Below are 15,870 nucleotides of genomic sequence, written 5' to 3' on the forward strand. Positions count from 1 at the left end.
CCCGTTCGCGCCTTCGTCAACCGAAGGCGTCGTCGCATTTGCCGCACAACGGCACCCCCGACAGATCGCCCGAGCGAAATGCCTCCAGGATCGCGGTAAAGCGCGCACCGCTCCGGATGTCCTTCAGACTGTCCTGCATCAGATCGCCGATGGTCAGGGCGCCATTGGCGTCATAACAGCCGCAGGCGGTCACCGTCCCATCGACATAGACCCCCACCGCCCGCATCAGCAGACGGCAGACGGTGCGGCGATGACGGTCGAGATTGCGATAGGACCACAGCCCGGTCCGCTCCCAATATGTCCCGGTCTCGACGGTTCCGGCGAAATTGTTGGGGGCAACCGTGGTGATCGCGGCGAGTCCCAGCCCGGCCAGGAAGGCGCGGGTGCGGCCGACATAATCGGGGGAATTGTCGGGCGCGACCGCCTTGACCACCAGACGGGTCGAAGTCGGGGCCAGCGCCGCATGGAGCGCGGTCAGGGTGCGGACGGTGCGGTCGAACTTGGCCCCGACATAAACGGATTCGTAGCTGGCGGCATCCCACCCGGCAAACGACACCTGGAGACTCTCCAGCCCCAACCGGGCCAGCCGGGCGATCCGCTCGGGGGTAAAGGGGGTGGCGTTGGTGACGACCGAAACGACAAAGCCGCGCACCACCGCGCTTTCCAGCAATTCAAACACCTGGGGATGCAAGAACGGCTCACCCTGGGCGGCCAGCACGGTCAGGCGGCGGATGCCGACCTCCTCGCAACGGTCGAGCACGCGGCCGAACACCGCTTCGGACATGAAGCCGTCGTTTTCCTTCCACACCCCGTGGCCGCACATCGTACAGCGCAGGTTACAGCGCCGACTGAGTTGGACATACACTTCGGTCGGCAGGCCGCCGCGCCGGGCCAGCCCGTCCAGCATCATCGCCCGCAGCCGGGCGATATCGGCCTCGGCCTCGGCCTCGCGGCCCAGCATCCCCAACGCGATCCCGTGCAGATAAAGCGGACGCGGCGGTGGATCGGACGCGGCCAGCAACGGTTCGACCAGTTCCAGCGCAGGCTCTGCCCGCCCCGCCTCGATATGCAGCGCGGCGAGATCGGCCGCGATCCCGCCATCGTCGGGCGCCAGCGCGCGGGCCTGCTCGAACGCAGCCAGCGCCTCGTCCTGCCGCCCCAGCACCGACAGGGTCCGACCGCGCAGGGCATGGGCCTCGGCATGGCGGGGGGTCCTGCCCTCCAGCCCGCTCAGCCGCTCCAGCAGGGTTTCGTAGCGTTCGGCCTGGAACAGCAACTGGGCGAGATCGACCAGGGCGTCAATCCACCCCGGAGCCAGGGCCAGGGCCTGATCCAGCGCCGCGATCGCCTCGGCCGGGTGCCCGAGATTAGCCAGGGCCACCCCGCGCAGATGGTGCAGTTCGGGCGAACGAGGAGCGCGGACCAAGCCCCGCCCAGCCAGAGTCAGAGCATCTTCGTAATGACCGAAACGCACCCCCAGCCGGGCCAGCGCGAACAGTGCGCCGGGATGATCGGGCACGGTGCGCAGCGCGGTACGCAAACAGCGCTCCATCTCGGCGAAGCGACCGGCCCGTTCGTGGACAAGCGCATCGGACAAGAGCGGGGCAAGGGGATCGGGATGCGGCGGATGGGACATCGTACCCGCCATCCTAAAACAGCGGCGGCCGCGACACAAACGAAGCGCACCGCTTGCTGTTTGATCGGCAAGAGGACTATATTGAATGAAATGATTCTAAAAGGCGCCCGGCTATGATCTCCCCGGTTGCAACCACCTCGCTGGTCAGCGGCCTTAACGCCCAGACTCGTGTGGTCGAAACGGCGGCGGCAAATATCGCCAACCAGAGCACTCCCGATTATCAGGCGGCACGTGGGTCACTGGTGTCGCGTCCGTTGCAGGGCGCGGCCTATGTCCCGCTCCCGCCCGAGGGCGAGGTCGATCCGGCACAGGAAATCGTGTCGATGATGGTGGCCAAGACCAGCTTCGAGGCGATGGCCAAGGCCTATTCGACCATCGCCGAGACCGAAAAGAACGGGCTCGATTCCCTGGCCTAACTAACCCAATCCCTACCCTGCCTGAGCGCGGGGATTGAGCGACGCCGCCTTGGCGGCAAAATCCGCCCCCAGAAATTCCGGCCGTTTGTAAAGTCCATGCAGCCACGCGGCCAGCATGCACAATTCCTCGAACTTGACCAGTTCGTCGAGGGTTCCGGGGGGAAAGCGGATGGAAAAAGCGGCCGAGGTGATCTCCAGCACTTCTTCGACCTGTTCCATATTGAGGCCGATATCGGTCTCGATATGCGCATGCCGGGTCAGCTTCTCTTCCTCGACGCCGTAATCATCGCGAATCAACTTGACCACCCACCGGAACATGTTCATCCAGTTCTTGACATCTGAAATGTCACGATCAAAGGACATGATCTCTCCGCCGGAATGACCAACGGATCGATACTACGCACTTCGCTGCAATCAGCAAGTCTTTCGGTCACGACGGCCGGTTTGTTTACTTTTGTTTACATTTCCGCCCCAGACACGACCGCCCAAAGCCTCGCGTTGGATAAATGACGAATTCCGCGACAGGATCGCCCCGGCTCGACCGTATCAAGGGGTGCGGACATCGTGCAGGTGCGCCGCACCAACAGGAGGTTTGGTCATGAGCATCACATCCATCAGCGGAGGTGCATCGAACCTGCAATCGTTGTTCAGCAAACTGGACACGAATAGCGACGGTTCGGTCTCCAAATCTGAATTCGTCACCGGCCGTCCCACGGACGTTTCGTCCGATCAGGCATCGACCCTGTTCGATGCCCTGACCGAGGCCCTTTCGTCGTCGTCGTCATCCTCGTCTTCGTCATCCTCGTCTTCGTCGTCGAGTTCGTCCGACTCGACCTCGGGTCTCAGTGAAAGCGATCTCGCCAGCGCCTTTCAGCTCATGAGCCAGCAGATGCAGGCGGCGTTGATCAACGCCCAGAGCGACGACACCACCGCGACGTCCGACACCACCGACGATTCCACCACGATTTCGGCGAACCGCCCCCGCCCGCCGCCGCCTGCGGCGGCCGCGTCGAGCGACAGTGACAGCACCAGCAGCAGTTCGACCGCCACGGACATCGAGACCCTGGCCGCCGATCTGGAAAAGATTCTGGCCGATCTGACCGCCTCGACTTCGGCGACGTCGTCCTCGAATTCGAATTCGACCACCGCCGCCGCGACCACCACGTCGAGCGAGACCGATTCGACGACCACCTCCACCGCCGCCGCAACCTCTCAGACCTTCACCAAACAATTGGCCCAGGACATGATGCGGGCGATCGAGTCCTACGCCAAAAACGGCGCGGGCGGGATCAGCGGCGCCAGTTCGGTCGCGGCCTGATCCCCCGAGGATCAAGACCCCAGAGGCTTTTGCCGGACGCCCCCGTTCTCCCCTGGACCGTCGGTTCAGGGGAGTTTTTTGTCTGTCCCGCCTCATTCGCCAACAACGGGAGTACACCCACGCGCCATTGCGATATGATCCGGTACGAGGGCACGCGGTTTGATTAAGGGGATTGTTTCCGATATGGGCGAAAGCGAAGACCGACTGAACCCGATCCGCAAGATCGGCCAGGGGCTTGTCGTGGTGATCGACCGGCGGATTTATCCTATCGTCACCCTTTCGACCGCCGGATTGGTCTTTCAGGCCACCGGCTTCAAGGTCGGCGAACAGATCCGGATGAAAATCACCAGGATGCTCGACCTCAATGGCGGGGTTGACGCGACGTTGACGGTGACCTCGGCCGAGGAAACCATCACCCGGGGCGAGTTCATGCCGACGATGCCGCTGCTGCGCTACATCATCGACCATATCGGCGAGGTCACCGGGGTCGAACCGTCCTATTTCCGCAAATAGCGCCAAGGGGACGACGCGGCCGGTGCCGGACCAGCCACGCCGCCTCTCGCATCCTTACAGCGGCGGGATATCGCCCAGGGCTTCGCGCGCCGCCGCCTCGGCGGCAAAGGCGGCGACCCGGCCTTCACCGATCGCGGCACGCAGGTCACGCATCAGATCCTGATAGGCCTGGATATTGTGCCAGGTCAGCAGCATCGGCCCCAAAATCTCTTCCGAGCGGATCAGATGGTGGAGATAGGCCCGCGAATAGGAGCGGCAGGCCGGGCAGCCGCAGCCTTCTTCCAACGGACGCGGATCGTCCTGGTGGCGGGCATTGCGCAGATTGACGGTGCCGCGCCGGGTAAAGGCCTGGGCGGTACGGCCCGACCGGGTCGGCATCACGCAATCGAACATGTCGATGCCGCGCAGCACCGCGCCGATGATGTCGGAGGGACGCCCCACCCCCATCAGATAGCGGGGGCGGTCTTCGGGCAGCAGCGGCACGGTCGCGTCCAGCGTCGCGAACATCGCCTCCTGCCCTTCGCCGACCGCCAGACCGCCGACGGCATAACCGTCAAAGCCGATCTCGATCAGGGCCTGGGCGGATTCGGCACGCAGGTCGGGATAGATGCCGCCCTGCACGATCCCGAACAAGCCGTGACCGGGCCGTTCGACAAAGGCCGTCTTCGACCGCACCGCCCAGCGCATCGACAGCCGCATACTCTCGGCCGCCTGGGCGGGGGTGGCGGGAAACGGCGTGCATTCGTCGAACGCCATCGTGATGTCGGACCCCAGCAGACGCTGGATCTCCATCGAGCGTTCCGGGCTGAGATGGTGGCTCGACCCGTCATGGTGCGACTGGAAGGTGACGCCGTTTTCGTCGAGCTTCCTGAGCTTGGCCAGGCTCATCACCTGGAACCCGCCGGAATCGGTCAGGATCGGCCCCGACCAGTTCATGAAGCGGTGCAGCCCGCCCAGCCGGTCGATCCGCTCCGCCCCCGGCCGCAGCATCAGGTGATAGGTGTTGCCCAGCACGATCTGTGCCCCGGTCGCGGCAACCGATTCCGGCTGCATCGCCTTGACGGTGGCGGCGGTGCCGACCGGCATGAAGGCGGGGGTGTCGATCGCCCCGTGCGCGGTGTGAAGGCGGCCCAGGCGCGCGGCGCCATCGCTGGCGAAACGCTCGTATCTAAAGCTGGTCATCGTCATTCCGATCGAGCAGAGAGGAATCGCCGTAAGAATAGAAGCGATAGCCCGACGCCATCGCATGAGCATAAGCCGCCCGCATCCGATCCAGCCCGGCAAAGGCCGACACCAGCATGAACAGGGTCGAGCGGGGCAGATGGAAATTGGTCATCAGCCGATCAACGACGCGGAAGCGATAGCCCGGCACGATAAAGATATCGGTCGCGGCGGCAAAGGGGCGGACCTGCCCGTCCTCGCCCGCCGCACTTTCCAGCAGGCGCAGCGCGGTGGTTCCGACCGCGATCACCCGCCCGCCGGCGGCACGGGCGACGTTGATGGCGCGGGCGGCTTCGTCGCTGACCACCCCGATTTCGGCATGCATCTTGTGATCGTCGGTGTCCTCGGCCTTGACCGGCAGGAAGGTTCCGGCTCCGACATGCAGAGTCACCGCGACCCGCTTGACCCCGCGCTGGTCCAGCGCCGCCAACAGTTCGGGGGTGAAGTGCAGCCCGGCGGTCGGCGCCGCCACCGCCCCATCGGTGCGGGCAAAGGTGGTCTGGTAATCGGCACGGTCGGTCTCGTCGGCCTCGCCATGGCGGATATAGGGCGGCAACGGCAGACGGCCGTGCGCTTCCAGCGCCGCCATCAGCGCAGGCCCACCACGGTCAAAGCGGAGCAGAACTTCGCCTGCCTCGCCTTTCTCCTCGACGCTGGCGGAGAAGTCGGCGGCAAAGTCGATCCGGTCGCCGGGCCGCAGCTTCTTGGCCGGGCGGGCAAAGGCGCGCCAGCAGGATTCGTCCTCGCGCAGATGCAGGGTCAGTTCGACCGAGGCGGTGCCGCGCTTGCCATCCAGCCGCGCCGGAATCACCCTGGTATCGTTGAACACCAGCACGTCGCCGGGACAAAGCAGGTCGGGAAGATCGCGCACGCCACCATCGCCGATGCCATCGGCGGCGACCCGCAACATCCGGGCGGAATCGCGCGGCCGGGCGGGCCGTTCGGCGATCAGTTCGCGCGGAAGATCAAAATCGAATATATCCACTTTCATCGTCGGGGATGTAGGCTGCCGGACCGCGCGGCGTCAAGCCCTGTACCCACCGCATATTGCACCCGAAATGATTTCACGACATGATCGGGAAGGTTGCAATGGGAGTAAATTGATGAATAAAACCGTTCTGTCGACAGTTCTGGCCGTGCTTGCCCTGGCCTCGACCGACGGCTTCGCCCAGGATTTGCTGAACACCGCCCCCTCGCCCGGGCGGCCCCATGGGCCGTGGTACGGCTCGCTCAGTGGCGGCTATGGGATGGCCGAAGACATCCGCTACAAGACCCCGGATGGCGACAAGGGCCAGATCAGCGTCGAAGGTGGCTATGTCTTTGCCGCTGCGCTCGGCTACAAATGGCCGAAATACCTCCGCACCGAGTTCGAGGTGTCGTATCAGGCCAACAATCTGAACAAAGTTAAGTTCGGCGGCGAGCGGGGAAGCATGTCGAGCGACATGCAGTATCTGTTCTATTCGGTGAACGCCTATCACGATATCAGCACCGGCACCCGCTTCCTGCCCTATTTCGGCGGCGGTCTCGGCGGCGTCCACGAAACCCTGAACGATTCGGATGGAACCGAAGGCACCCTCGGCAAGGGCAGCACCGATGCATTCGAAATGCATGGCGAAGTCGGGCTGCATTACGACCTTGGCCGCGAGGTCAGCGTCGGGCCGTCCTATCGCTTCGTCCATCTCTTCGACAGCGTGGGCGGTCGTGACGACACCAACCTGCATCAGGTCAAGGTCGGGCTGCGCTTCCCCTTCCGCTGAGTGGCGATGACCTTCGATCCGGTCGAGTGGCGGATTTCCGACCGCCCGGTCAGCTATCCCGACGCGGTCGCGGCGATGGAACAACGCGTTGCCGCGATCCGCGCCGGGACCGCGCCGGAACTGGTGTGGCTGCTGGAACATCCGCCGCTTTACACCGCTGGAACCAGCGCCAACCCGGCCGATCTGCTGGACCCCGACCGCTTCCCGGTGTTTCCCAGCGGGCGCGGCGGCCAGTTCACCTATCACGGCCCCGGCCAGCGGGTCGCCTATGTGATGCTGGACCTGTCGCGGCGCGGTCCCGATCTGCGCCGCTTTGTCGTCGCGCTGGAAGAGTGGCTGATCCGTACCCTCGACCATTTCGCGGTCAAAGGCGAAGTGCGCGAGGGCCGGGTGGGCGTGTGGGTCGATCGCGGCGCGGGCCGGGAAGAAAAGATCGCGGCGATCGGCATTCGCGTCCGCCACTGGGTTACCTTCCATGGCGTGGCGCTAAACGTCGATCCCGTCCTCGATCATTTTCGCGGCATCGTCCCCTGCGGTCTGGCCGCCCACGGGGTCACCTCGCTGTGGGATCTGGGCCTGACCCCGACGATGGACGAGGTCGATTCCGCCCTGATCGCCAGCTTTGCCGAGGTGTTCAGCCCTCCGCCGCTTTGAGCCGCGCCCGCGCCTCGGTCAGCCGGGCGTAGGCCTCGTGGCATTTCTGCGCCACCGCCGGAATCGTCTCCCACTGAATGGGGAGTTCTTCTGACAGATCGTGCAGGTCCATCTTGGCCTGCACCGCCTGGGCGGACAGCTTCTTGATCTCGGCTTTCAGGGTTTCGACATCGCTCATGGTTCGCCCTTTGTCGGTGGGGACGGCAAGATGGAACGAGTCTAACCTTTGCCTTGAATTTGGGCAAGAGACGAATTTGCCTATTTTACAGACAGAGCATGTCTTCGTGTCGGGATTAAGCGTTTCTTAAAAGGGCCGGAGCCACTGTTGATCCTTGGCCGAACCGCCGGGGGAAGGCATGAGCGGCACCGATCTTTTCAACGAGCAGACCGGGGAACCGGGACCGAAGACGCCCACCCGGCGTCAGATCGCGGTGGCCTTGCACTATGATCCCGGCGAGAACGGCGCCCCAACGGTGGTTGCCTCGGGCCGGGGCTCGGTCGCCGAGCAGATTCTCAATCTCGCCTTCGCCAATGGGGTCAAGGTCCGCACCGACCCCGATCTGGCCGAGGTTCTGGCCGCCGTCGATGTCGACAGCGTGATCCCGGTCGAAGCCTTTGTCGCCGTCGCCGAAATTCTAGCCTATGTCTATCGCGCCAACGGACGCGAGATGCCGTCATGACCGCCCTGCCCCCTGAATCCGACCGCCTGCAAGCCGAGATCGAAAAAGCGAGTTCGCTGGTCGGCGCGGCACGGCGTCTGCTCGCCACCGGCACGATGGTCGATCTGGCCGCGCTGGAGGGGCGGGTGCGCCTGATCTGCGACGGGATCGCCGGACTGACCCCGGAAACCGGGCGGGCCTTCCGTCCCGGCATCGAGGCGCTGATCACCGATCTCGACCGCCTTGACCTCGCCCTGCGCGATGCCGGACCCTATGCCGACGGCCGCTGGAGCCGGGGAAGCGAAGAAAAGGCCGGGGGGTGATGGAGACCGTTTCCTATCTGCGTTTCATCATGTCGCTGGTCGCGGTGCTGGCGATGATTTTTGGCCTGTTGTGGGCGGCGCGGCGCTGGGGCCTGGGGATGATGGGCCCCCATGCCGCCAGCCGTCGCCACCGCCGCCTTGCCGTCCAGGACGTGTTGCAGCTTGACGCCCGCCACCGGCTGGTGTTGATCCGCCGCGACGATTGCGAACATCTGCTGCTGCTGGGCAACGGCACCAGCACGGTGATCGAGCGCGATTGCCCGCCCCCTCGGTTCACCCCGACCGTTTCGAAGCCGGAGACCCCCTGATGACAGCCCTGCCCGTGTCGCGTTCGCGCCTGATCCTTGCCCTGCTGGCGGGAGTGGCGACGGCGCTGGTGGCCGGTCCGGTGCTGGCCCAATCGCTGAACCTCGACCTGGGCGGCGGGGGCGGCAGCGCCACCAGCCGGATCATCCAGTTGATCGGCCTGACCACGGTGCTGTCGCTGGCTCCGTCGATCGTGGTGATGGTGACTTCGTTCACCCGCTTTGTGGTGGTGTTGAGCTTTCTGCGTCAGGCGCTGGGCACCCAGCAAAGCCCGCCCAACATGGTGCTGGTCAGTCTGGCGCTGTTCCTGACCGCCTTCGTGATGGCCCCGACTTTCGACAAAGCGTGGGACACCGGCATTCAGCCGATGATGGACGGCCATATCGACGAGATGGAAGGGTTCGAACGCACCGTCAAACCGTTCCACGCCTTCATGAGCCAGCATGTCCGGCCCCAGGACCTCAAGCTGTTCATGGATCTGTCGCGGGCGAAGGAAGTGGTCAATCCCGAGGACGTGCCGTTGAAGGCGCTGATCCCCGCTTTCATGATCAGCGAGCTGCGCCGCGCCTTTGAAATCGGCTTCCTGGTGTTCCTGCCGTTCCTGATCATCGACATGGTGATCGCCTCGGTGCTGATGAGCATGGGCATGATGATGATCCCGCCCGCGATGATCTCGCTGCCGTTCAAGCTGATTCTTTTTCGTGATGGTCGATGGCTGGTATCTGGTGGTCGGCTCGCTGGTGCAGAGCTACGGATAGAGCAAAAGGCGAGCCGTTGAAATGAGCGGCTCACCTACATTCAGCCGCCATTGCGGCGGCGGCCAAGCGGGCGGATGCCCGCGCCCGGCGAGGGGCAACAGGTGGGCCAAGTTTTTGGCCCACCTGATTAAGGCGTCGCGAACTGCCAGCCGAACCAGCGCCAGCGCCCGTCCAGGGTCGGAACGGTACAGTTCAGCCGGGCGCGCCCTTGCGGGATCGGGCGGGTCATCCGCACCTCGATCCGGGGACCAAGCTGTTCGACCCGGACCTGCCCCTCATGCGAGGCAAAGCAGGACAATGCGGCGATCCCCGCGACATCCTCCGCCAACGTAAAGCCGAATGACGGCGGGTTGGACCGGATCACCGGATCGTCGGGGGTGATGTCGATCGCGGGCAGCGGCAGCGAACGGACCGCCAGCCGGAAGCGGTCGGGATCGCCATGCGGCCCGGTCAGGGCGAAGCGGGGCAGGAAGAACGGCTCGGACTTCGTCCACAACGCCCCGGAATGCTGGCCGAACGCGGCGGTGAAGCCCGCTTGCCGCACCAGGGCGATCGAAGCCGAATCCGCCTCGCCCCCCGGCCAGGCGAACAGATCGGGGTTTTGCCCCAACTCGCGCTCGAAACGGGCGCGGGCGCGGGCCAGATCGGCGGCGGCGGCCTCGGCCCCGACACGGGGAAAGCGCAGCCGTGCCGCGCCCTGGCTGGCGATGGTGACCCCGGCGGCGCGCAACTCGCGCAATTGCTCCCAATTCATCGTTTCGCCGCCGCGATCGATTTCGTCGGTGGCGACGAACAGGGTCACCGGCAGCCCGGCCCGGCGCAGCAACGGCCACGCCCGAGTATAAAATCCGGTCGAGGAATCATCGACGGTGATCGCCACCGCCTTGTCGGGCAGCGCGGCCCCGGTCCGCATCGAACGAGCGATCTCGGGCAGCGGCAATACGGAGAATCCGCCGCTTTTCAATTCCTCGATATGTGTGGTCAACTGCTCCGAGGTGGTGTTGAGCGCCGCGACACGATCATCGTCGAAGCGGTGATACATCAGCACCACGGCGGACTCGGCCGCATGCGCCGGTTCCGGAGCCGCCGCAAGCAACGCCAGAACCCAGATCATCGCTGCCGAGGCAACCTTACCCGTCCTCATCGCCCCCTGGTCTCCTCGGCGTCGTGCCCCAATATAGGGGGATGTTTGCCGCATCCGGGCGGCGGAGTACAAGAAAAAGCGGGAAAGGGCATGTCATCATGAGCCATGAAATCGACCAAGTGGGACAGAATGTGCTGTTCTATCAAGGCCGTACCTATGGTCGTTTCCTCGACAAACCAGTGAGCGAAGAGACGCTGCGCAAAGCCTGGGATCTGGCCCGGATGGGGCCGACCGCCGCCAACGGCCAGCCGTTGCGCGTCATTTTCCTCCGTTCGGCCAAGGCGCGCGAACGTCTGTTGACGGCGCTGGCCCCCAACAATGTCGAAAAACCATCGCCGCCCCGGTCACTGCGATCCTGGCGCACGATCTCGATTTCTTCGAGCGCCTGCCGGTGCTCTATCCCCATGCCGACGCCCGATCCTGGTATGCCGACAATCCCGCCCTGGCCGACGAAACCGCGTTCCGCAACGGCAGCCTTCAGGCCGGATATTTCATCCTGGCGCTCCGGGCGGTCGGGCTTGATGCCGGACCGATGAGCGGGTTCGATAATGCCAAGGTCGATGCCGAATTTTTCGCGGGCACCCGGCTACGCTCGAATCTGCTGGTCAATATCGGCTATGGCGACGTCGCGGCCCTGCGCCCGCGCGGCCCGCGTCTGTCGTTCGAAGAGGGGTGCACCCTGCTGTAGGGTTTAGCGGCGACGGCGGAGCGACAGAACGACCAGAAAGGCCAGCAGGCCGGAGAAGGCGACGTTCAGCCCCGCCATCGTCACACCGTGAAAAGCCCAGGCGGGCTGATCGCAAGGAGCGTCTTCGACCGGGCGGCTCATCGCGGCGGCAAGGTCGAACGTCTCGGGTGCGGCCGCCGGTGCCCCAGCGGAACACACCGCCGAAGTCCACCAGAATTGTTCGACCCCGACATGATAGGCGGCGATCACGGCATTGACCGCCAAGGCCAGCGCCGCCAGTCCCATCAACGTGCGGCGGGTGGACACCAGCCGGGCGGTACCCAGCGCCATCGCGGCGAACAGAGCCGCCAGGGCAAAGGGAACTCGTTCAGTCACGCACAGGACGCAAGGCCGCATCCCCAGCCCATACTGAGCGTACAGGGCAGAAGCCAAGGCCGCCAAACAGGCCACAAGCAAAAAAACGGCCGTGAAAGCGGGAAAGGGCTGGCGCGGGAATCGGCTCATCCCACGAACTATAGCTCCCTTTCCAGCCGGGCGGAAGCGGACTTCCACCCGGCCAAAACCATGGTGCTGATCACCACGTCGGGATGATGGTGCCGTCGAAACGCTTCTCGATGAAGGCCTTGACCTCGGGCGAGCGATAGGTGGCGATGAAGGAATGGATCGCCGGATCGTCCTTGCGCTTGGTCTGGGTGACGAACCACAGGCCCCAGGGGGTGTCGATCCCCTCGCGGAACAAAGCGGTCTTGGGATTGATCCCGGCGGCGACCGCGTAATTGAGCGGCACCGCCGACACATCGACATCGTCGAGCGAGCGCGGCAATTGGGCGGCGTCGATTTCGCGGAACTTCAGCTTCTTGGCATTGGCGACGATATCGAGCGGCGTCGCGGCATTGCCCGCCTTGGGATCGACGGTGATCAGCCCGGATTGTTGCAGCAGCAACAGAGCCCGCGCCCCGTTGGCGGGATCGTTAGGAATGGCGATGCTGGCCCCGTCCTTGAGCTCATCCAGCGATTTAAGCGTCTTGGAATAAAGGCCGAGGGGCACGACGATGCTGCGTTCGACCGCGACCAGATCATAGCCGCGCGTCTTGATCTGGTTGTCGAGATAGGGCTTGTGCTGAAAATTGTTGAAGTCGATATCCCCCTGGGCCAGCGCCGCGTTGGGCTGGGTGTAGTCGGAAAACTCGACCACCTTGATATCGGCCCCGGTCTTTTGCTTGTGCAGCTTGGCGGCGAAGTCGAGAATCTCGCTGTACGGCCCGGCGGAAACGCCGATCTTCAGCGGCTCGGCGGCCTGGGCGAGGCTGCTTCCGGCGAGAATCAGGACGGCCCCGAGCAAAGTGCGCAATCGAGTCATGTCGTTTCGGTTCCTTGTCGCGAAAATGAGGTGGGATCAGGCCCAGACAGCCCCGCGCCGGTCCTCGACCCGTTTGGCCTTGTGGGTGGCGCGCGGCAAGCTGTCGGCCTCCAGCACCGCCACCTTGGGACCAACCCCGGTGACCGCCTTGATCCGGCGGGTCAGACGGGCGGCGAGGTCGCCAGCGGGCACGGCACATCCCCAGCGGCGTTCGACCTCGACCGTTACGGTATCCAGGTGGTTCTCGCGATCGAGCACCAGCCGGTATTCGCCGGTGAAGTCGCCGTCCTGACGCACCACCGCCTCGATATCGCTGGGGAACAGGTTGACGCCCCGGACGATCAGCATGTCATCAAGCCGACCGTGCACGCCGAGCAGACGTTGCGAGGTCCGGCCGCACCGGCACGGTTCGGAGGTGAACGAGACGATATCGCCGGTGCGGAAACGGATCAGCGGCCGGGCGCGCTTTTGCAGGGTGGTCAGCACCAGTTCGCCGCGCTCGCCCTCGCGGACCGGCTCGCCGGTGGCGGGATCAAGCACCTCGGCCAGGATATGGTCCTCGGCCCAGTGCAGCCCGTCCTTTTCCTCGCACATTCCGGCGCACGAGCCGAAAATGTCGGACAGACCGTAATAATCATAGACCGACGCCCCCCACAGGGTTTCGATCCGCGCCCGCGTCTCGGGGATCGAACCGCCCGGTTCGCCCGCGACGAAAATCCGCCGCACCGCCAGATCGCGGGCGGGGTCGATCCCCTGCTTCTGCGCCGTCTCGCCCAAGTACCAGGCATAAGACGGCGTGGTCCAGATCGCCGTCGCCTGGAACTGCTTCAAGATCGTCAGCAGCCGTTCCGACGGCACCGTTCCGGCATGGATCGACAGCGCCCCCAGCTTCTGCGCTCCCAGCACGCACGGCCCGCCGACGAACAGCGAGAAATTCAGCGAGTGGCAATAGCGGTCGGTCGGACGCAGCCCCGAGGACCAGAATTGCCGCGCCTCGTAATCCATCCAGGCGTCGAAATCGCTGGCGGTGAAGGGCGACAGGGTCGGCACCCCGGTCGAGCCGGACGAGGCCGAGACATAAACGACCTCGCTTTCCGGCACGGCGGCGATATCGCCCAGCAGCGGCACCGCCTCTTGCCGTTCGCGCAGGATTTGCTTGTTGATGAAGGGGAAGCGGCGCAGATCGTCCAGGCTTTTCAGGCTGTCCGGCCCCACTCCAGCCGCGGCGAAGCTGGCGCGGTAATAGGGCGAACCAGCCTGAGCGTGCGCCAGATGGGTCCGCAGCAGCGACAGCTTCAACGCGTCCCATTCGGCACGGGATTGCGTTTCCAGCGCGGGGGCCCAAAATCGGCGTTCGGCGGCGATATCAATGGTCATCGCGACGGTTCCTTCTTCCCGATTGGTCTTTAAGTCCGTTCGCGCTTATTCAGGCGGTGCGCGGCGTAATCGCCCACGCTCTGGACCACTTGGACCAGCACGATCAGCACGGCGACAACCGCGACCATCACCTCGCCCTGGAAGCGCTGATAGCCATAGCGGATGCCGAGATCACCCAGCCCGCCGCCGCCGACCGCCCCCGCCATCGCCGAATAGCCGATCAGGCTGACCACGGTGATGGTCAGACCGGCGGCGATGCCGGGCAGCGCCTCGGGCACCAGCACCTTGACGACGATCTGAAGGGGCGAGGCTCCCATCGCCTGGGCGGCTTCGACCAGACCGGAATCGACCTCGCGCAACGAGGCTTCGACCAGACGGGCGATGAACGGCGCGGCGGCGACCACCAGCGGCACCGTCGCCGCCGCCGTCCCGATCGAGGTTCCGACCAGCGCCCGCGTCAGCGGAATGATCGCGACCATCAGGATGATGAACGGGGTCGAGCGGGCGGCATTGACCACCGCGCCGACGATCCGGTTGAAGGTCGGTCGGGCCAGGATGTTGCCGGGCTGGGTGACCAGCAGCAAAATCCCGAGCGGCACACCGATCAGCGCGGCGAGGACGGCGGAAACGCCGACCATCGCCACGGTTTCCCACAAAGCTTCAAGCAACAGCTCGATCAGGCGCTGCGACACGGCCGAGAATCTCCACTTTGAGCGATTTGACGCGCAGGAAATCAAGCGCCGCCTGCAATCCGGCTTCGCTGCCACCGGCCTCGACCGTCAGCGTCCCATAGGGGGCGTTCTGGATGTAGTCGATGTGGCCGTGCAGGATGTTGAACGAGACGCCGAAGCGGCGGACCATCTCGGACACGATCGGCTCGTTGGCGGACGGGCCGGTAAAGGTGATCCGCATCACCAGACCCGGCGAGGTCTGCGGCGAATGGCGCAGCCGCGAACTGACCCGTTCCGGCAGTTCGAGATTGAGCACCTCGCGCACCAGCGAGCGGGTGATGGGATGGCTGGGCTGGGTAAAGACGTCGAACACCGCGCCTTGCTCGACCACCCGGCCCTGATCGAGCACCGCCACCCGGTCGGCGATTTCCCGCACCACCTGCATTTCGTGGGTGATGAGAACGATGGTCAGATTGAGGGTGTGGTTGATCTCGGCCAGCAGGGCCAGGATTGATTTGGTCGTCTCGGGGTCCAGCGCCGAGGTCGCCTCGTCGCACAGCAGCACCGAGGGACGCGAGGCCAGGGCGCGGGCGATGCCGACGCGCTGTTTCTGCCCGCCCGACAATTGCGCCGGGTAGGCATCGCGCTTGTCGGTCAGTCCGACCAGTTCCAGCATTTCATCGACCCGGCGCAGGCGCAGGCCGCGCGGCATATCGACCAGTTCGAGCGGCAGGGAGACATTGCCCTGCACCGTGCGCGACGACAGCAGGTTGAAGTGCTGGAACACCATCCCGATGTCGTGGCGCGCCGCCCGCAGGGCCGCGCCGGACAGGCCGGACAACTCGCGCCCAGCGACGGTGATCCGTCCCCGGGTCGGGCGTTCCAACAGATTGATGCAACGGACCAGGGTGCTTTTACCCGCCCCGGACCGGCCGATGATCCCGAACACTTCGCCCTTCTCAATCGTGAGCGAAATGCCGCGAAGCACCGGGTTCGGACCGGACGGGCCACCGAATTCCTTTTCCAGGTCGTCGATGACGATCACCCCGAGCCTCCAAAATCTGCCGAA

20 protein-coding genes and 2 pseudogenes are annotated in these 15,870 nt (G+C 64.9%); 11 read left to right on the top strand and 11 right to left on the bottom strand.

Annotated features, from left to right (window positions below):
* Positions 1–16 precede the first annotated feature (16 nt).
* The gene (locus tag K678_RS00910; protein WP_021130571.1) at positions 17–1,636 is read right to left on the bottom strand and encodes a radical SAM protein; all 1,620 of its coding nucleotides are present in this window, start codon (positions 1,634–1,636) and stop codon (positions 17–19) included.
* Between the two features lie 113 nt (positions 1,637–1,749).
* Here K678_RS00910 and K678_RS00915 point away from each other — a divergent pair, with 113 nt between their 5' ends.
* Positions 1,750–2,052, top strand: a complete 303-nt coding sequence (locus tag K678_RS00915; RefSeq protein WP_021130572.1) for a flagellar basal body rod C-terminal domain-containing protein — start codon at positions 1,750–1,752, stop codon at positions 2,050–2,052.
* A 12-nt stretch (positions 2,053–2,064) separates the two neighbouring features.
* Here K678_RS00915 and K678_RS00920 read toward each other — a convergent pair whose 3' ends face one another.
* Positions 2,065–2,415 carry a hypothetical protein gene (locus K678_RS00920; protein WP_021130573.1) on the bottom strand — a complete coding sequence of 117 codons (351 nt, stop codon included), beginning with the start codon at positions 2,413–2,415 and terminating at the stop codon, positions 2,065–2,067.
* Positions 2,416–2,650: 235 nt separating this feature from the next.
* On the opposite strand from K678_RS00920, the gene K678_RS00925 reads away from it, so the two are divergent.
* Positions 2,651–3,370 (top strand): EF-hand domain-containing protein, encoded by a 720-nt coding sequence (locus K678_RS00925; protein ID WP_021130574.1) that lies wholly within the window; start codon positions 2,651–2,653, stop codon positions 3,368–3,370.
* Positions 3,371–3,553: 183 nt separating this feature from the next.
* Positions 3,554–3,883 (top strand): hypothetical protein, encoded by a 330-nt coding sequence (locus tag K678_RS00930; RefSeq protein WP_021130575.1) that lies wholly within the window; start codon positions 3,554–3,556, stop codon positions 3,881–3,883.
* A gap of 54 nt (positions 3,884–3,937) precedes the next feature.
* On the opposite strand, the gene tgt is transcribed toward K678_RS00930, so the two are convergent.
* Together tgt and queA are read right to left on the bottom strand one after the other, a co-directional pair.
* Positions 3,938–5,065, bottom strand: coding sequence for a tRNA guanosine(34) transglycosylase Tgt (gene tgt / locus K678_RS00935; protein WP_021130576.1), 1,128 nt, complete (start codon positions 5,063–5,065; stop codon positions 3,938–3,940).
* Positions 5,052–6,095: a tRNA preQ1(34) S-adenosylmethionine ribosyltransferase-isomerase QueA gene (queA, locus tag K678_RS00940; protein ID WP_039851762.1), complete on the bottom strand. Its 1,044-nt coding sequence runs from the start codon at positions 6,093–6,095 to the stop codon at positions 5,052–5,054. Before queA ends, tgt begins: the two co-directional genes overlap by 14 nt.
* Positions 6,096–6,207: 112 nt before the next feature.
* On the opposite strand from queA, the gene K678_RS00945 reads away from it, so the two are divergent.
* Both K678_RS00945 and lipB read left to right on the top strand, forming a co-directional pair.
* Positions 6,208–6,861, top strand: a complete 654-nt coding sequence (locus K678_RS00945; protein ID WP_021130578.1) for an outer membrane protein — start codon at positions 6,208–6,210, stop codon at positions 6,859–6,861.
* Between the two features lie 6 nt (positions 6,862–6,867).
* Positions 6,868–7,515: a lipoyl(octanoyl) transferase LipB gene (lipB, locus tag K678_RS00950; RefSeq protein WP_021130579.1), complete on the top strand. Its 648-nt coding sequence runs from the start codon at positions 6,868–6,870 to the stop codon at positions 7,513–7,515.
* Here the strand turns inward: lipB and K678_RS00955 are convergent.
* Positions 7,496–7,693, bottom strand: coding sequence for a CCE_0567 family metalloprotein (locus K678_RS00955; RefSeq protein ID WP_021130580.1), 198 nt, complete (start codon positions 7,691–7,693; stop codon positions 7,496–7,498). The genes lipB and K678_RS00955 overlap by 20 nt on opposite strands.
* Positions 7,694–7,871: 178 nt before the next feature.
* On the opposite strand from K678_RS00955, the gene K678_RS00960 reads away from it, so the two are divergent.
* From K678_RS00960 to fliP, 4 genes and pseudogenes are all read left to right on the top strand, one after another.
* Positions 7,872–8,195 (top strand): EscU/YscU/HrcU family type III secretion system export apparatus switch protein, encoded by a 324-nt coding sequence (locus K678_RS00960; protein WP_021130581.1) that lies wholly within the window; start codon positions 7,872–7,874, stop codon positions 8,193–8,195.
* On the top strand, positions 8,192–8,497 hold the full coding sequence (locus K678_RS00965; protein WP_021130582.1) for a hypothetical protein: 306 nt from the start codon (positions 8,192–8,194) through the stop codon (positions 8,495–8,497). Before K678_RS00960 ends, K678_RS00965 begins: the two co-directional genes overlap by 4 nt.
* Entirely contained in the window at positions 8,497–8,805 is a 309-nt protein-coding gene (locus K678_RS00970; RefSeq protein ID WP_021130583.1) for a FliO/MopB family protein, read from the top strand. The genes K678_RS00965 and K678_RS00970 overlap by 1 nt, the downstream gene beginning before the upstream one ends.
* Positions 8,805–9,561 (top strand): annotated as a pseudogene (gene fliP, locus K678_RS00975) (flagellar type III secretion system pore protein FliP). The gene K678_RS00970 and the pseudogene fliP overlap by 1 nt, the downstream one beginning before the upstream one ends.
* 127 nt (positions 9,562–9,688) lie before the next feature.
* Here the strand turns inward: fliP and K678_RS00980 are convergent.
* Positions 9,689–10,705 (bottom strand): polysaccharide deacetylase family protein, encoded by a 1,017-nt coding sequence (locus K678_RS00980; protein WP_021130585.1) that lies wholly within the window; start codon positions 10,703–10,705, stop codon positions 9,689–9,691.
* A gap of 221 nt (positions 10,706–10,926) precedes the next feature.
* Between K678_RS00980 and K678_RS20000 the strand changes: the two are divergent.
* Positions 10,927–10,995 (top strand): annotated as a pseudogene (locus K678_RS20000) (malonic semialdehyde reductase); the annotation flags it as partial.
* Positions 10,996–11,060: 65 nt separating this feature from the next.
* Positions 11,061–11,393: a malonic semialdehyde reductase gene (locus K678_RS20005; protein WP_462442545.1), complete on the top strand. Its 333-nt coding sequence runs from the start codon at positions 11,061–11,063 to the stop codon at positions 11,391–11,393.
* 3 nt (positions 11,394–11,396) lie between these two features.
* Here K678_RS20005 and K678_RS00990 read toward each other — a convergent pair whose 3' ends face one another.
* From K678_RS00990 to K678_RS01010, 5 genes are all read right to left on the bottom strand, one after another.
* Positions 11,397–11,897, bottom strand: coding sequence for a disulfide bond formation protein B (locus tag K678_RS00990; protein ID WP_021130587.1), 501 nt, complete (start codon positions 11,895–11,897; stop codon positions 11,397–11,399).
* Positions 11,898–11,967: 70 nt separating this feature from the next.
* Positions 11,968–12,753, bottom strand: coding sequence for a MetQ/NlpA family ABC transporter substrate-binding protein (locus tag K678_RS00995; protein WP_021130588.1), 786 nt, complete (start codon positions 12,751–12,753; stop codon positions 11,968–11,970).
* A 36-nt stretch (positions 12,754–12,789) separates the two neighbouring features.
* The gene (locus K678_RS01000) at positions 12,790–14,130 is read right to left on the bottom strand and encodes a phenylacetate--CoA ligase family protein (protein ID WP_021130589.1); all 1,341 of its coding nucleotides are present in this window, start codon (positions 14,128–14,130) and stop codon (positions 12,790–12,792) included.
* 29 nt (positions 14,131–14,159) lie between these two features.
* Positions 14,160–14,822, bottom strand: coding sequence for a methionine ABC transporter permease (locus K678_RS01005; protein WP_021130590.1), 663 nt, complete (start codon positions 14,820–14,822; stop codon positions 14,160–14,162).
* Entirely contained in the window at positions 14,791–15,846 is a 1,056-nt protein-coding gene (locus tag K678_RS01010; RefSeq protein ID WP_021130591.1) for a methionine ABC transporter ATP-binding protein, read from the bottom strand. Before K678_RS01010 ends, K678_RS01005 begins: the two co-directional genes overlap by 32 nt.
* Positions 15,847–15,870: the final 24 nt, after the last annotated feature.

Source organism: Magnetospirillum fulvum MGU-K5, assembly GCF_000442515.1.
Taxonomy (GTDB): domain Bacteria; phylum Pseudomonadota; class Alphaproteobacteria; order Rhodospirillales; family Magnetospirillaceae; genus Phaeospirillum; species Phaeospirillum fulvum_B.

Excerpts from the sequence above, each read along its gene's own strand:
- lipB (WP_021130579.1), top strand. The coding sequence starts at position 6,868 with ATGACCTTCGATCCGGTCGAGTGGCGGATTTCCGACCGCCCGGTCAGC.
- K678_RS00930 (WP_021130575.1), top strand. The coding sequence starts at position 3,554 with ATGGGCGAAAGCGAAGACCGACTGAACCCGATCCGCAAGATCGGCCAG.
- queA (WP_039851762.1), bottom strand. The coding sequence starts at position 6,095 with ATGAAAGTGGATATATTCGATTTTGATCTTCCGCGCGAACTGATCGCC.
- K678_RS00910 (WP_021130571.1), bottom strand. The coding sequence starts at position 1,636 with ATGTCCCATCCGCCGCATCCCGATCCCCTTGCCCCGCTCTTGTCCGAT.
- K678_RS00990 (WP_021130587.1), bottom strand. The coding sequence starts at position 11,897 with ATGAGCCGATTCCCGCGCCAGCCCTTTCCCGCTTTCACGGCCGTTTTT.
- K678_RS00995 (WP_021130588.1), bottom strand. The coding sequence starts at position 12,753 with ATGACTCGATTGCGCACTTTGCTCGGGGCCGTCCTGATTCTCGCCGGA.
- K678_RS00960 (WP_021130581.1), top strand. The coding sequence starts at position 7,872 with ATGAGCGGCACCGATCTTTTCAACGAGCAGACCGGGGAACCGGGACCG.
- K678_RS00915 (WP_021130572.1), top strand. The coding sequence starts at position 1,750 with ATGATCTCCCCGGTTGCAACCACCTCGCTGGTCAGCGGCCTTAACGCC.
- K678_RS00925 (WP_021130574.1), top strand. The coding sequence starts at position 2,651 with ATGAGCATCACATCCATCAGCGGAGGTGCATCGAACCTGCAATCGTTG.
- tgt (WP_021130576.1), bottom strand. The coding sequence starts at position 5,065 with ATGACCAGCTTTAGATACGAGCGTTTCGCCAGCGATGGCGCCGCGCGC.
- K678_RS01000 (WP_021130589.1), bottom strand. The coding sequence starts at position 14,130 with ATGACCATTGATATCGCCGCCGAACGCCGATTTTGGGCCCCCGCGCTG.
- K678_RS00920 (WP_021130573.1), bottom strand. The coding sequence starts at position 2,415 with ATGTCCTTTGATCGTGACATTTCAGATGTCAAGAACTGGATGAACATG.
- K678_RS00980 (WP_021130585.1), bottom strand. The coding sequence starts at position 10,705 with ATGAGGACGGGTAAGGTTGCCTCGGCAGCGATGATCTGGGTTCTGGCG.
- K678_RS00970 (WP_021130583.1), top strand. The coding sequence starts at position 8,497 with ATGGAGACCGTTTCCTATCTGCGTTTCATCATGTCGCTGGTCGCGGTG.
- K678_RS00945 (WP_021130578.1), top strand. The coding sequence starts at position 6,208 with ATGAATAAAACCGTTCTGTCGACAGTTCTGGCCGTGCTTGCCCTGGCC.
- K678_RS00955 (WP_021130580.1), bottom strand. The coding sequence starts at position 7,693 with ATGAGCGATGTCGAAACCCTGAAAGCCGAGATCAAGAAGCTGTCCGCC.
- K678_RS00965 (WP_021130582.1), top strand. The coding sequence starts at position 8,192 with ATGACCGCCCTGCCCCCTGAATCCGACCGCCTGCAAGCCGAGATCGAA.